We start from the raw sequence: 14,840 nt of genomic DNA, 5'->3' as shown, positions 1-14,840 counted from the left end.
ATAATGGATTAGTTCACAAAAAAAGTTTGAACAAATCATAAAGAAGACCTACTTTAGTTGTAGGTCTTGGAATAGAACATTATTTAATAATAGAATTTTTGAGGTTCCCCTGCGTTGGCCTATTGGGTTCCGTAATTAAACCTATTTCAGGGGTGCAGTTTTAACGAATTTTCAAATCAATTCGTATTTAAGCTCCTCCATGTGTTGCAAAAACTTGAAATCCTCCATCATGACTATCCAGATAAATAGGTACAGCTAAGGTGAACAAAAAGCTACTAACAACGATCAACATTACCACTTTTTTCAACATTGTTTAACCACACCTTTTCAATGAGATTGTAAAACTCTGTTTTGGTTTCAGATACCGCATGGGCTTTGAAACGCACAAACAACCCCATACAATTTATAAAATATGTCTCCTTATTTAGTATATGCGCTTTTACCATTGCACAAAACAAATGATTAAAGCCATCATTGTGCATCCCATGATCTAAATAATAATAAGCCAATTCATATCCACAAAGTGCAGAGTATTCCGGTATTACTTGCTGGGTATACATATCATCTGATGATGGTCGCTGAGATAAAGACGCAATCTCTGTTTCAAATCGTTTAAGTATATCGTTTAAATCAAGTTCATAACGGTTAGCCGCCGTCATTATGTTAAGTAGTTGAGTTACCCTATCTTCTTGAATCGTATCTGATGAGTCATCAATAAAGTTTAGATATTCATGAAGCACACTCACATCACCAGATAAAAGCCTATATGCAAGTATATTAGCTTGTGACCAATGTTTAAACAAACCAATCCAGTGCTGGGTATCCTCATCGGTCTCTCTAACCCAATCTAAATTGGAGTAGGCATATGTATAGTGTAATGCCTGCTCATAATTACCCTGCTCTTCACATGCATTAGCACAGAGCAAGTCTGCATAAGCAATGTACACAAACAAGGGACGACTTAGCTTGTCGCTAGATTCGATCTGTTCTCGGCTGTTCTGTTGATGGTTCAGTGTACATTGTATTTCGGCTTTAGCTCTCATTTTCCTCGCCATCTCATCAACCTTATCCCATTTACGCAATGATCTGTACACGTTAGCCAAATCCTTCAATGCGTCAAGCTGGTCTATTTCATCTAGTCTTTCGACAAAAGCTTCAAATACGGCTGCCGCCCCAACATTTTGATTTTGATCGTCATTAATCTGAATTTTAAAAATACGATATTGGCAGATTGCCAGGCGTTCAGAATGTTGATATCTCTCCGCTTCAGCTACCCCCTCATAAAGTATCAATGCCGCTTCTAGTCGTCCCTGCGACAACAATTCTTCCGCTATTTCAAATAGCTTGGGTGAATAGAGTAGATTGTCCATGATGGCTCCCACTACTCGACGGATCGCATCCAACTTGTCCAACTCCGCACAGCGATACAAAAACGGCTCGATTCGCCTCATATTTGGAGGATGATCAATGATGTAATTTTCTATAAACAATTCATAAAAGTGACCCTCTGGTAAGCCCATAGCTTCAGTAATACGATCGAGCTGGTTAATAGACATAGATTTATTACCTGTTACAATGCTACTTATTATTCCCCTATTCATCCCTGTAATTTGTCCAAATTCCGATAGGTTTAAGCCTTCTTGTTTAAGATATTGTTCCAATTCTGCTCTAATCGTGGGTGTAATTTTCATCGATAAACCACCCTTTCAATGTAGACTCACAATACGATGCATAGTAAAAATTATTATGTAGTTGTGAAACAAGTAGTAAAATGCTCTAACGATCTTGATTGTACCATCTTTTGGTATAAAATCATATACCTTTCATATAGTACTCAAGATACCTTTTGGGATAGTTACGTATGATTTCATGATTAAGGATATCGTCTTTATGTTGATGTATAGTTTATTTAAAAAATTAGAACACAACTCATCCAATACAAAGTACCAGATTAATAGTCAGGTTCGCATTCCCTTGTGTTTTAATCTATGAATTGAGCCTTGATTGGATGTATGGCATACAAGCAACCTTAATGATATTAGGGACGGTATCGAGTCAAAAAATAACTTGAGTGTGAAAGTGAATGTGTTAGGGGCAATTTTGGAAATTAAATAGACGTTTATGATGTAAAATACCCCCCGTCCTTTTTATTGTACCTGCTAGTATTTGATCAGCAGACATAACAAAGAAACCTAGACATAATCATCTAGGCTCCATACACATGAACAATTTATCCTACTTGTTTCTGTTGCTCATATTCCTTTACCCTGCGATAGAACGTGTTAGGCTTCATTTCTACGCGCTTCATTGCTTCGACTGCTGTTATTCCACCTTGCTTCCATTCCTCATATGCTGTAATAAACTCATCACTTATTGCCTTTTTAGGCCGACCAAATACCACACCATTATTTTTGGCTGCTGCTATATCTTCAGATTGTCTACCGTTTATCTTCTCACGTTCACGTTCTGCCATGTAGCTGAGTAATTCAAGCACGATACTAGATATAACCTTTTCCAAACCATTTTGATATTGTCTAGTGTCAAGGATAGGCATACAAGGATAACAATGTGTGCACCTATCTCATACGTTATATCTTGCCATTCACGTTTGATTTCTTTAGCATTCCGTCCAAGTCTGTCAAGTTCCTTAATGAACAGAATGTCTCCGTGTCTAAGTACGCACTTTAATGTTTGATATTGTGGTCTGTCAAAATTCTTGCCACTTTGCTTATCAATGAAGTAATCACGTTCCATAATACCTAAGTCCTTCATCGATTCTAATTGTCTAGCTTCATTCTGATCTTTACTCGATACTCTTATGTAACCATAGCGTCTAATCTCACTCATATGGATCATCCTCTACTATGTCATTAATTGTATTTAGCAAAGTATGTCAAAACGTATACTATATGACAAAGTGTTGAAAAAAGACTTGGCTAAATTGAGCATAATAAAAAGGGCAACCGAAGTCGCCCTAGATATTCCATTATACAACTTAACTTTTCAAATACTTTAGTACACAAATCTATTTACTGTCTTCTTCCTTGATGTAAATAGCGTCATATTGAATGATTGCTTTAGTTTCATCAGTAGTCTTTGAAACGTCGTAGACTACTTCATCTTGACTGAACTTATCTTCATCATGGAGAGAATGCGGTTTTTTTATAAATAATCCAACTTTAGTATAAATTTTATCAGGATGATTAAGTTCTTCTAATACACTGTCAGGGACTATTGCTTTTGTAACGCCCTTCATTTCTTCAGAAGTATCGTCACTAGCAAAAACATTATTACCAATAACTACAGCAAACGTAACAGTAAGGGCAGCCAACCCCAAAAATTTCAATTTAGCCTTCACTTCTTCCCTAACCCTTCATTAATTAATTTGCATATCCATTCTCAGAAATTTTAATCGGGTAACCAGACCCATCATTTCCGGAATGATTTCCAATTAGCAAATAAACTGGATTGAACTCAAAAGATGCATCGTCGCCTGTTATACCTAAGTTAGTGTGCGAAAATTTGATCGTGGTGACTATTGATAATAGTGTAAAAAAATTAACTCGATTTTCCTAACTGTGAAAACGCCATCTTATAAGCCACAAACGTAATAATTGCGTAGATAAAACCATATAGAAGCCAAGCATCTATATTAACTGCAATGGTTTCTAAATTGGTGGCAATAAATATAAGAGGCAGTAGCAAGGCTAGTATTAATCCTAAGTAGATGTTTCCTTTGAAATAGGCGAAACATACTCCGATCAAGATTGCCAGAATGGGGCAAAATATAAAAGTAGGGAAGAGGGGATTAAGTTTTGGAAATAACCAGTAAATCATAATAATCACTCCTTAAAGTTAATTAGTCAGAAAAAAACGAATCATTTCCTTGTTTGATTTAAATGCTAGAGGAATGACATGTAATTCTTTGCCTGTCAATAAGTCATATTCTCTTATTTCCCTTATTCTATCAACAGGAGAATTTTTGACATAATCATATAGGACAAAAACAGATCCTGCAAAATACTGTACTCCAGATATTACTCCTTTCTCATTTTGTATTTTTTCGGAGACGGAATTGCTTTGTTTTAATCTCAACTTTTTAGGCTTTTTGTTGAGGTCATTGAAAATAGTATAATTTAAGTCTTCAGAGAGAATATATAATTTATCGTTGTAAATTTGGCTGTCATAAAACAAAAATGAAGTATCTGACAAAGATGTTTCATTTTCCAACTTACCATTTTTAGGGTCAATTATCTGCATTATAGGATGAAATTGTGTATCAGATGTATTGCCATCAAGAAATACAATAAGCTTGCCTTTAAATATTTGTAGTGATGCTCCATTTTGGCCTACCGGAAAGTATTCTTTTAAACCATGTAAACGATTTTCTATAGTGAATTGTTTGATCTTCTTTGATGTTTTTAAATCAATGACATAAATACCTACAGAATTATCATTATTGTTCACATATAAAGTGTATGCCATATTATTGTATTCAACGGTTGATAATAAATATCCATTCAAAAGAATATTTCTATATTTCAAATTTTTTTTATCGAAATAAACCAATTCATTGGTGTACTGTGTGGGAGAATAACTCGGATTAATACCCACGTTCATGGAGAAAAATAGATGATTGTCGCTTTCTTTCAAAAATGAAGTTCCGATATTCCTATCTTTTCCATATTTATTAGATCCAAAAAATGGTTGAAGAATTCCATTTTGATTAAGTATGTAATGTCTATTTTTTCGTTCAGACATTAAATAATAGTCATTCTTTACTTTGGCAAAATAATAAAGTGACTGGGCATTAACTAAGTTTTTTTTGTCTAAAATCTCGCCTTTATTACTGTATTTCACAATTTCTGCACCGTCATCCATTGCATTTGAATAAACAACAGTAAATGTCTCGGATTTTGTTATATTTTTCAATGAATGATGTGTTGTAGTAAACCAAAACGTTGAAACTGCCAATGCAAGTAAAAATAAAGTTGCAAAAATAATTCTTATTCTTTTTTTAAAGAGCATAATGTCCCCCCTTAGTGAAATCACTCACAGGAAAAAATATATATTCCTGTGAGTGATTAGGTTTGTTAGTTACTATAGTAAATTGAAGTATTACCGGATTTAGCTATTTCCATTGGGGTAACAATAGGATCAATTGTTATATAATCAACATCAATCCCCTGAGTTTTCCAAGCCTTCCACACCAATTGTGAACAATAAAATTTAGCTTCTGTCCATGGATTAACAAAATTCCAGTTATAGGGTTTTCCAATTTGATTAGCTGCATATTGTGCAGCTGCCCTATATTGGGAACCCGAAGCCCCTTTAACGCTCATTCCATAAACATTTGAGCGACCTCTCCAATCATTTGTGTGATATTGAACTCCATCAGCTGGGAACGATTCTACTGTTTTACCACTTAGTAAGGAAACAATAGCAGCATGTCCTGGATATCCGAAATCAATACCCCACGAACTTGCGTTATAGGCAACCAAAATATCACCGACTGTTCCTAAACTTGATGCTGCTAGCCTAGGATTCTCCGAGCTATCAGTGAGCGATTGGCTAGTTTTTTGGTCATTCAATGCCTTCTCTTCCAATTCCCCGCTTTTTAGGATCTGAAGATCATTTTCATTATGTTTACGGAGTAACTCAATATCATTATCACTCATTCCAGCATCTTTCATTTTCTGATAAGAATTGTCATTAACACTGAAAGAAGGCGATGTTTCATCGGCGGCATAAATGTTTGCACTGGGAAGAAGAAGGATACTTAGAGCAAGACTAGCGGAAAAAGCCAAACTAAGAACATTTTTCATGATTATACCTCCAAATGGGATTTAATTGATATAAGAGAGTACTTGTTCAAAGTTTGTCTACATGTTTATCCATACTTCATTTTTTGTCCCTCCATATAACAAAGTCTCGTATGTCTATTTTTTGGAGGATGATGTATGTTAAATTTAGTTAGTTAGCTCCATAAGTCAAATAGAAATACGAGCTTACGCAATCACCTTCTAAGTAAGAAGTAGCAATTGCGAATATATTGTTTATGTCCGGCAGGATAACCGTCCAATAACAATCAATTTTTTTAAACAGAGATTTATGTAAAAAAGTATGTACCAGTAAATATAGATTTGGGCGATCTATACATGTGCTATAATCTCTAATTTTGATTAAAAATGTATATTCTAAGCTACTGGATAAAAATTCCTATCCAATATATTCAAATTATATACATAGATTCAATAAAAGTAAAATTGATCAACATTTTTTAAGCTATTTGTAATCATAGTTTGAAAGTAATATTTTGATGTTCTCAGTAAAGTGGATAGGAAGTTGACGCTGTGTCAACCATATGAGGGTATCACCAATTTGGGAGGCACTGTAGAGATAGTCTGTACCTACACCCGTATCGAAGCTCAATCGTAAAAATTGATCTTATGTGCATAAAACACTTATTTCATATGGTTTTTTGAGTCATTGTGGTTCAAAATTGTGCCAGAATATATTTAAATTGTTGCCGTATCGAAAAATAGCTAAAACATAGATAAATAAAGGGATTTGTGGAGAATTGCTTTACATCGTGGTTTCAATCGTAGGTATCGAGGAGTAATGTGTAAAAAAGCTTGATGCATCAAGTGAATTTTAAGTTATTATAAATTAAATTGTGCGAAATCAAAAATTAGAAAATCCTTTATTTATCTACATTTTTAAACACAGCAAACACGTATCGTAAATCGTAACAAGAATCGCGGAGTGGGAGTGTTATAATAGTCATTCCGATATTATCAATAAGAAAATCGATTCAAACACTCTATCATACTTACTCAACTCATATGTAATAGCTGAAGCCTAAGACAAATTGTCTCAGCGTTGAATCATACCGCAGCTCACGCACAGTCATTTCATCCACTGTTTTCTGTTCACCAGTTGAGGGGATGGTGTGTTCCTGATCAATAAACTCTAAGCGGTCTACAGATTCAGGCAAAGATAGCATTTCAAATATTTTACTGTTTGCCAAAAGCGACGACGTCGTCGCATTTCCGAATTGTTCAAATGCTTTAATCATTCTTTGTGCTGTTCTGGGAGTAAAATCGACTGTCTTTAGCCACTTCTCCCACTCACCATGAACTAAGTCATTCTCTTTCACATGCTTCAATTGTCGTGCCCAATCTCAAATAGCGACTGTCCAGCTATTTGTTTCTCGTGAATTGCGATTAAGCCTCCTATTTTAAATGTAATCATTATGTTAACCACGCTTCCACTTTAATAATACAAAAAGCCTTCCCAATAAAGGAAGGCTTAATATCTTTGGACACATTGTAGTTATTGAGCAGGAACATGCAGATTATTAATCGCCCATAAGTTAAAAAGGAAAAAGACGATAAAAATTGCTAAAACGACTCCGATAATGATAAAAATAGTTTTCTTTTTCATAGGCTTTAGTTGAATACCCAACTATCAAGCTGACCCTTGACATTTCCATATTTTTTTTATTCCAAACTTTGCTATTGTTATAGAGTTTGATTATACTTTAGCCACTATTAGAATTGCGTGTTTCTAGCGAGGAGGGATCAAATTCCAATGAATTTAGCCGTCAAGTTGATGCAAAAATTCAAAGACCGCGATACTCAGAATAAGCTGAAAGGCTATCGGGACAAAGCGGAGCTCATTAGGAAACGGAATTTGGAAGCATGGGACGATCAGCGGCTGAAAGCGGAATCTCTCCGGCTGAAAAAGGAAGCAGAATCGGGTACGCCTTTGGACGAACTGCTTGTCGATGCCTATGCGCTAGTCTGCGAGGCAGCGAAGCGAAAGCTCGGATTACAGCCTTACGATGTTCAGATTATGGCTGCCATCGCTCTGCACGAGAGATTTGTGATCGAGCAACATACCGGCGAAGGAAAAACGCTCTCTGCTGTTATGCCTGCTTATCTAAATGCGCTGACCGGCGAAGGCGTTCATGTGCTCACTTTTAACGATTATTTGGCAAATCGGGATGCGGAGTGGATGGGTCCGATCTATCGTTTCCTCGGGTTAACGGTAAAATCGGTTCAAGCGGGCATGAGCTTGTCCGAGAAACGAGAAGCGTACGCCGCGGATATAACCTATGTGACGGCCAAAGAAGCGGGATTCGATTATTTGCGCGACACGATCACACTAAGCGAAGCCGATACCGTGCATCGTCCTTTCCACTACGTCATCGTCGACGAAGCGGATTCACTGCTTCTCGACGAAGCTCGGGTGCCGCTAGTCATCGCTGGCGAGCCGGATTCTTCCGGCAACGATGTAATTCGTTTCGCAGATGTGACTAGGCAGCTCGAGCAAGATAAGTATTACGACTTCGACGAGTTCAAGCGGAACGTTTATTTGAATGAGGCGGGCGCTGCGAAAGCGGAGGCGCTGCTGGGGTGCGGCAATTTGTACGAAAGCCATAATAGTCATTTGTTGTCGTCGTTAAATTGCGCGTTGTATGCGGAAACGTTATTGAAAAAAGACGTCGATTACATCGTCCGGGACGGGAAAATCGAGCTGATCGACGAATATACCGGCCGCGTGGCGGAGAATAGGCATTTGCCAGAAGGACTGCAAGCCGCGCTTGCAGCCAAAGAAGGGCTGCACTCGAAAGTCGGCGGGAAAATTCTCGGGACGATCACCCTTCAACACTTCATTAGCCTGTATCCAAAAATTTGCGGAATGACGGCTACCGCGTACGCTTCCGCCATGGAATTCAAAGAGATTTATGCACTGCAGGTCGTGCAAATTCCGCCGAACCGGCCAAACATACGGATCGACCATCCGCACCGAATTTATACACATAAAGAAGCCAAGCTTAAGGCGCTTGTACAAGAAATCTCGTCCGTACATGCGACGGGACGCCCAATTCTCATTGGTACGTCAAGCGTGGAGGAGTCGGACATGCTGGCAAAGGCGCTAGCGGTTGCCGACGTACCTTGCCATATCCTGAATGCGAAAAACGACGCAGAAGAAGCCGAGGTCATTGCCAAAGCGGGAGAAATCGGCGCCGTGACGGTGTCTACGAATATGGCGGGACGCGGCGTCGACATTCGGATCGGCGGTGGCAACCCTACGCAAGCAGAAGTTGTCGCCAAGCTGGGCGGGTTGTACGTGATTGGTACGCATGTGCACGAAAGCGTGCGGATCGACGACCAACTGCGCGGGCGTTCTGGGCGCCAAGGCGACCCTGGAGCTTCCGTATTTTTCGTAAGCTTAGAGGACGAGTTGTTACTTCGATTCGGCATCGATAAAGCGATTCGCGCCCACAGGCAGGATGAGACTCTCGAAGACCCGGTGCTACGCAGCAAAATCGCGCATATTCAGCGCGTTATTATGGGCCAGAACTTCGATATCCATCAAGAACTAAACCGTTATTCGGATATGGTAGAGGAACAGCGACGAATTCTATACGAGGAGCGGCTCGCAATTTTAAAAGGCAAGAAGCTGATGAGTCCTTTGGAGCAACGCGTACGGCTTTTTTATATCGACAAGTTCTGGGCCGACCATCTAGCATACGTTTCTTACCTTCGTGAAGGCATCCACTTGGAAAGCCTTGTCAGCGGCAATCCGATCGACGAATTTCATGCACAAATCACCCAAGCATACGAACAAATTCCAGCTAAAGTAAATAGCGAGTCGGCGAATATGCTTGTAAGGCTCGGAGGTTCGAATGATCCGGCGGAGTGGGAAGAGTTCGGTCTGAAGAGCCCTACTTCCACTCGGACTTATATAATCAACGATCAATACATCCAGAATATGCGCAGCTCATGGACCGCTATGACTGTATTTGCTTTTGGGATTCGCAAGATTTTGAGGCCTATATTCAAACTGTCAAAGTTTTGATGCAGCGTAGCTTTTTCGAGGATGAGCATTGACTCCGTGTTGACTTCGGACGTCCGCTTGGATTCCTCAATTTTATAATCGGTATAAACATACCTACCAATCACGGCCGCCAAAGCTATGGCGGCTTTTTTGCACTCATTTTGAGGAGGGATTTATATGCCAATGGCAACAAGCGTATCCGCTATAAAGCAGCCATTCTATAGAATGTAACCGCCATCGGATGTTGGGCTAATAGTCAAGCCTGATTTTGAGATTGATCCGTTATTCTTCTCTTTTTCTCAGCAATAAGTAAACCTAGCAGTACATATCCTCTGTACACTAATCCAATTAAAAGCACTCCGCCAGCAATAGAAAGGAGGATAACTAAAATGTTAAGTATAAATAGAAATAACTCCAAAAAGACACCTCCAAAGTAAATTAGTCTTTTTTATCTTATAGTAAAAGTCGTGTCGAAGTATCATAAAGCTTGTCATAAAACAAAATAAGAAAGCAGTTGAATGAAAGAACTAAGTTATTCAAAAAGGCTAATGGTCAGAGTAAAAGACTATATATACGCAACTTTTTTTCGTTTTTCTGGTATATATGATAAAAAAATGAAACTGGGTGTTTATTCAATGAGACGAATTTTTGTTTCTCTACTTGTATCTTCCTGCCTTCTTATTTCTGGCCTGCTTCTAGCGCCTCTGAGTTATGCGGAGAATTCAAATTCCAATCTTCCCGTTGTAGTAGAGGATGCGGCTGTGTTCTATCTGGTTCCGCACCAACTGACTGCCGAATTAAACAAATCTTCTTTATCGCTGGATTCCGTCTCCATAAAGACCGCTCCCCTGCTGAAGAAAAATAATCACTTGTATTTCCCGTTCAAATGGCTGGAAACAGCTCACTTGGCAACCACCAAGTGGGATGCAAAGACAGGCAGCACGTGGGCGGAGTTTGACACTGAGAACTCGGTACCTTTTTCCTCATTTCGGTTGATGCCTAACCAAGCAAAGATTTTCAGATACGAAGACGGAACCATGACAGCGCTGGATGAGCCAATCCCTAAAACGTTTATGAAAAACGATCAATTGTATATTCCAGCGTCACTTCTGCCTAAGATGGGAATAAATTATACATGGAGTAATGGAGTCATGCACTGGGTCTGGAACGACAAAGTAGTTAAAGCGCTTCATCCAACGTATACAACGGATAAGGAAAAAATCACTTTTAGTGCATTAGTACAAAAAGAGTTCGGGCATGCTTATCTTATGGTAAATACAGGGCACGGTGGCATGACAAGTTCCATTGGAGGTAGCATTAGCACGTTTAAGGGAAAAGAAAAAAGCATTGGAAAGCCGATTATAATAAATGGGCAAACATTTCGGCGGATTGAATATTCAGTTGAGCTTCGTCCCGGTCCAAATCCGTTGGAAATTACCACTAATGATAAAGGGTCTGTTAAGATTATGGTGCATCGCAAAGTATTAAACCCGTCCTCCGTCCCTATTAGATACAACCATCCCGAGAACGAGCATGACATCCGCTTCACCAAGCCGACACAGGGGTACCTCCGTGTACAGGCTGGAGACCCAATAGCAATTGCTGGAGTCGTGACAGCTACGTATCTGGAAAGCAATGAAGTTTCTTTTGGAGTGGCAGCATTTCAGAACGGTGATTTTGTTGAAGTTGAAAAAAAGACCGTTATCCCCCTCAAACAGGATAAATTCTTTAGCGGTTCTGTCGTTATTCAAAAACCTGGCACTTATCTGGTCAATATTCTAAGTCCAGATGTATTTGTGGGAGGTAGTTCACCGTACGGCTCTGTCAAATGGGCTGAGATAGCAGTCGAAGTGTTGCCTAAAACCAAGAAAAACCCATAATTCTTCTCTTCCAGATCTAATACCAGCTAAATGGTAACAATAATCTTCAAACTTTGTTTTTCATTCATGTAACATTCCTCTCAATGAACAGATTTCAACTAACGTTTCCCGTTAGCTTAACAAAGATTTTTTTTAATACTAGGCTTTTCCTATACTAATTTGAATGGCTTCATAGTACAAGAATTCTACTTTTCCAAAAACATTATTGGAGGCTCACAAATGAGTAAATTTGAAAAAAATCTAATTAAGTATTTGTCTTACGGTTTTATTGTAGGAATATACTATTCCTTTATTAAAGGGCCAACAACAACGAGTACTCCGATCAACGGTATGTTTGAATTTTATACGGTACCCACTTCTACTTTTATTTTTAGAACATTATCAACCTCGTTTCTACTAAGCCTCTTTGCTGGAGTAGTGTATACAATTACTTTTTTGTGTATAAGAGGAAATAAGTAGATTCTTTGAATAACTCCAAAGCAAAAGAAGCTGTCCAAATCGCAACGGCTCCTTTTCTTAAGTAACGGTTCGAAGCAAATATTACGTCATTGGTAGCGCCACTTTAGCTTGCTCCAACAAAGGAGATAGTTATGAGAAAATATGGAATAGCAATCTTTATAGTAATGATATTCGCAAGCGTTTGGATGCTTAGTAGTTACGCTAAAAGTGATACTCAAAATAAAGTATTCGATTATCTTGTAAAAATTCAAGGATACAAACCATCTGAAATTTATTCAGTTAAAACTCAAATAGGTAAAGCTCCCTTAGTTAGTACACAAGTTATTTTTAAGGACGAAACCAATGCAAGGTATTTTAAAAGAGCAAGATAAAATTATTCAGCGTAGCTAAGCCCCCATTAAAGGAGTAGATGATGGGGCGTATAATTATTCTTTGAAGGATTATAACGGAAATGCAATGCACAGTCACATGCTTGTCCTCCTCCAAGAGGTCACAAAATTCAGTCATTTATAAGATTTCAATAGAATGAATCAGTAAAGATCAGTAAATTGAAAACTGCTATGAAAGCTTGTCCTGCTTGACTTTAAGGCTTAAATAAAGAAAATTTTATATCCCCTGAAATAGCCGCATCTTAGACGCACCACACATGATGTAACCACGGGAGTTAGAGATCGTTAACAGCGTTGTTTTAGGCAGTTTGACCTCGACTCCGATAAATGTATGCTCACCCACTTGAATAGGTTCCATGTGTATCATGGTGATTTCATGCACCTCCTCTTTGTTTATGCTATAAGCCTCCAATATTTTTGCAAGTCCCAGCCCACAATGAAAATAACCGAAAATACTTCTTATCAAATCCATGATAAAAAATTTTCCGATTCTTAAATCCCTCCTCTCTAATAGTTGTCCGATGAAAATAAAGATTTAGACTGGATTTGTTGGTCCTAAGCTGATTCTGAATTGCTAAATCGTCAGACTTGGAATAATAAGTTTTAGACTGACCCAAATATAAAACCAGCGGCAGTCAAGGACCTGAAAATAAAGTCCTAGACTGCCGCTGGTTTATTGAACTAACGTTCTCTGTTAGCGTAACAAGTGGTGCTAAATTATTTCATGCGATATATCTACAACCGTTTCGGTGCTGCCGATCGGCTTACCGTCAGTAAGAAACACCGAGGCGATAAATTCTCCCTGAATCGCTAGGCTTCCAATCGCCTTAAATCGTTCTACCTCTATTGGTTTTGCCGAAATAATCGGCTGGATCAACGTCTTCCATCAGTCCCCATTCGACCATATCTGGCGTACGGGTCAGCACTTTCCGATGCGACTGTCGAGAATCCTCTCTATCGCTGGATATTCCTCGAATCTTCGTTCAATGAAATGTTGAATAACCACCCCGTAAAGGGGCGGTTTTCTTATGCTTGCATGAATGCTTCTAACGGCTCCAGAGTCGCGAACGTCTTCTTTGCATCCTTCTTCCGTTGCTCATCATAGAGTTTGGTCAACTCTTCGAATGATTTAGCTTTAATCTTCGTATAACTCGATTTGGTGTATCTGATTATGTACGTCTTTACCCCTTCCTCTTCACTCCACTCGTAAACGACATCATATTTGTCCCTCAAATTCTTTAAATGAAGTGACCGGCGCAACACTGCAAAGTGTTCTTTAATGGCTTCATCACATTCCTCCATAATCTTCTCGTATGTGCAGCCAACTCGCATCAGAATCTCCAATGCCCGTTCATCGCCGTATCTCGCGAGAAATTCCTTCAACGAAACAAGCGCATATAGCATTATTTGTTCCTTGTCATTCGGATTCCTGTATTCATAACAGCCTACAACCAAATTGCGGTCGGTCATTTCCTCCTTACTGAATTGCATATTAAACAAATACTCGAGTGTCTTTTGCTTCATAACGGTTTCCAACATCTGTTCTTTATCAATCCTGATGCCCGTTGTCACCCACGGAAACGGTAGTTGGCCGTTACTTTCACGCGGTATGCTACCCCTAAGATTCAAAATCGGCATACCCGTAGCCATTGCGTACGACCTGTTATATCCGTCGCCCGCGAATATTTCCTGTTCTTCTTGCATGTGTCCTGCCCCTCCTTTTAGTACCAAGTTCCATTCGGCGCGTAGTGCCACCAGTTGTCTGCGAAGTGAATCTCCGCTCGATTCCAGCGAATTACGATCCAAATTACCCTCCGCATTTTCCAGTAATTTCTTGGTTAAGCTATAGTTCTCCGTTCGTATTATGAGCTGTGACCTACGCTTACGGGCTTTGCCACTTCACTTCCGCTCTTCCAATCCCGCTCTGTCCATTGTCAGACAACACTTTTATTTCCATCTCTCCAGGCACTTCATGAATCTCCGTTACAATCGGTTCAGACGAACCGAGAATAAGATCCTATAGTAGACTATTGCATATCCATAAACTACCACTTTTTTGTGTTGGTCTCCTATTAGTTCATCACCGCTGCTTTTCATTAACCCTCGAAGATACTTCTGGGATAAATTGTATCAAATGAGAACCATAAGTCCATCTGATGGTTGCGTTATCCTGCCCGTTGGCTAATGCCGGCTGCCAGTCTACAACTTTATTTTTCACGGTCTAATGCTTTGTTTTTCAGTCTAACACTTTATTTTCACAGAA

General features: G+C 39.0%; 11 protein-coding genes and 2 pseudogenes. 3 read left to right on the top strand and 10 right to left on the bottom strand.

The window, feature by feature from the left end; translation table 11 throughout:
- Window positions 1–275: 275 nt before the first annotated feature.
- The 7 genes and pseudogenes from MLD56_RS08165 to MLD56_RS08135 all read right to left on the bottom strand — a co-directional run bounded on the left by MLD56_RS08165 (window position 276) and on the right by MLD56_RS08135 (window position 7,159).
- Window positions 276–1,691 (bottom strand): tetratricopeptide repeat protein, encoded by a 1,416-nt coding sequence (locus MLD56_RS08165; protein WP_039269864.1) that lies wholly within the window; start codon window positions 1,689–1,691, stop codon window positions 276–278.
- 539 nt (window positions 1,692–2,230) lie between these two features.
- A pseudogene (locus MLD56_RS08160) lies at window positions 2,231–2,847 on the bottom strand (recombinase family protein).
- Between the two features lie 178 nt (window positions 2,848–3,025).
- Entirely contained in the window at window positions 3,026–3,358 is a 333-nt protein-coding gene (locus MLD56_RS08155) for a hypothetical protein (protein ID WP_029516575.1), read from the bottom strand.
- Between the two features lie 200 nt (window positions 3,359–3,558).
- Window positions 3,559–3,837, bottom strand: coding sequence for a hypothetical protein (locus MLD56_RS08150; protein WP_029516574.1), 279 nt, complete (start codon window positions 3,835–3,837; stop codon window positions 3,559–3,561).
- Window positions 3,838–3,855: 18 nt separating this feature from the next.
- Window positions 3,856–5,028 carry a YncE family protein gene (locus MLD56_RS08145; RefSeq protein ID WP_230584967.1) on the bottom strand — a complete coding sequence of 391 codons (1,173 nt, stop codon included), beginning with the start codon at window positions 5,026–5,028 and terminating at the stop codon, window positions 3,856–3,858.
- 65 nt (window positions 5,029–5,093) lie between these two features.
- Window positions 5,094–5,825, bottom strand: a complete 732-nt coding sequence (locus MLD56_RS08140) for a YiiX/YebB-like N1pC/P60 family cysteine hydrolase (RefSeq protein ID WP_029516572.1) — start codon at window positions 5,823–5,825, stop codon at window positions 5,094–5,096.
- A 1,016-nt stretch (window positions 5,826–6,841) separates the two neighbouring features.
- Window positions 6,842–7,159 carry a DUF3102 domain-containing protein gene (locus MLD56_RS08135; RefSeq protein ID WP_230584987.1) on the bottom strand — a complete coding sequence of 106 codons (318 nt, stop codon included), beginning with the start codon at window positions 7,157–7,159 and terminating at the stop codon, window positions 6,842–6,844.
- 434 nt (window positions 7,160–7,593) lie between these two features.
- Here MLD56_RS08135 and MLD56_RS08130 point away from each other — a divergent pair, with 434 nt between their 5' ends.
- The 3 genes from MLD56_RS08130 (at window position 7,594) to MLD56_RS08120 (ending at window position 12,559) form a co-directional block, all read left to right on the top strand.
- Window positions 7,594–9,870 (top strand): preprotein translocase subunit SecA, encoded by a 2,277-nt coding sequence (locus tag MLD56_RS08130; RefSeq protein ID WP_029516571.1) that lies wholly within the window; start codon window positions 7,594–7,596, stop codon window positions 9,868–9,870.
- 614 nt (window positions 9,871–10,484) lie between these two features.
- Window positions 10,485–11,729: a hypothetical protein gene (locus MLD56_RS08125; RefSeq protein ID WP_029516570.1), complete on the top strand. Its 1,245-nt coding sequence runs from the start codon at window positions 10,485–10,487 to the stop codon at window positions 11,727–11,729.
- 590 nt (window positions 11,730–12,319) lie between these two features.
- The gene (locus tag MLD56_RS08120; RefSeq protein WP_230584966.1) at window positions 12,320–12,559 is read left to right on the top strand and encodes a DUF3139 domain-containing protein; all 240 of its coding nucleotides are present in this window, start codon (window positions 12,320–12,322) and stop codon (window positions 12,557–12,559) included.
- Window positions 12,560–12,824: 265 nt separating this feature from the next.
- On the opposite strand, the pseudogene MLD56_RS26045 reads toward MLD56_RS08120, so the two are convergent.
- From MLD56_RS26045 to MLD56_RS08105, 3 genes and pseudogenes are all read right to left on the bottom strand, one after another.
- Window positions 12,825–12,944, bottom strand: a pseudogene (locus MLD56_RS26045) (DUF1805 domain-containing protein); the annotation flags it as partial.
- Window positions 12,945–13,289: 345 nt separating this feature from the next.
- Window positions 13,290–13,454 carry a hypothetical protein gene (locus MLD56_RS08110; protein WP_155271686.1) on the bottom strand — a complete coding sequence of 55 codons (165 nt, stop codon included), beginning with the start codon at window positions 13,452–13,454 and terminating at the stop codon, window positions 13,290–13,292.
- A 149-nt stretch (window positions 13,455–13,603) separates the two neighbouring features.
- Entirely contained in the window at window positions 13,604–14,383 is a 780-nt protein-coding gene (locus MLD56_RS08105; protein WP_230584964.1) for a hypothetical protein, read from the bottom strand.
- Window positions 14,384–14,840: the final 457 nt, after the last annotated feature.

Origin of the sequence: Paenibacillus peoriae (assembly GCF_022531965.1) — a bacterium.
GTDB lineage: Bacteria > Bacillota > Bacilli > Paenibacillales > Paenibacillaceae > Paenibacillus > Paenibacillus polymyxa_D.
This window is presented reverse-complemented; position numbering and strand designations above follow the sequence as displayed.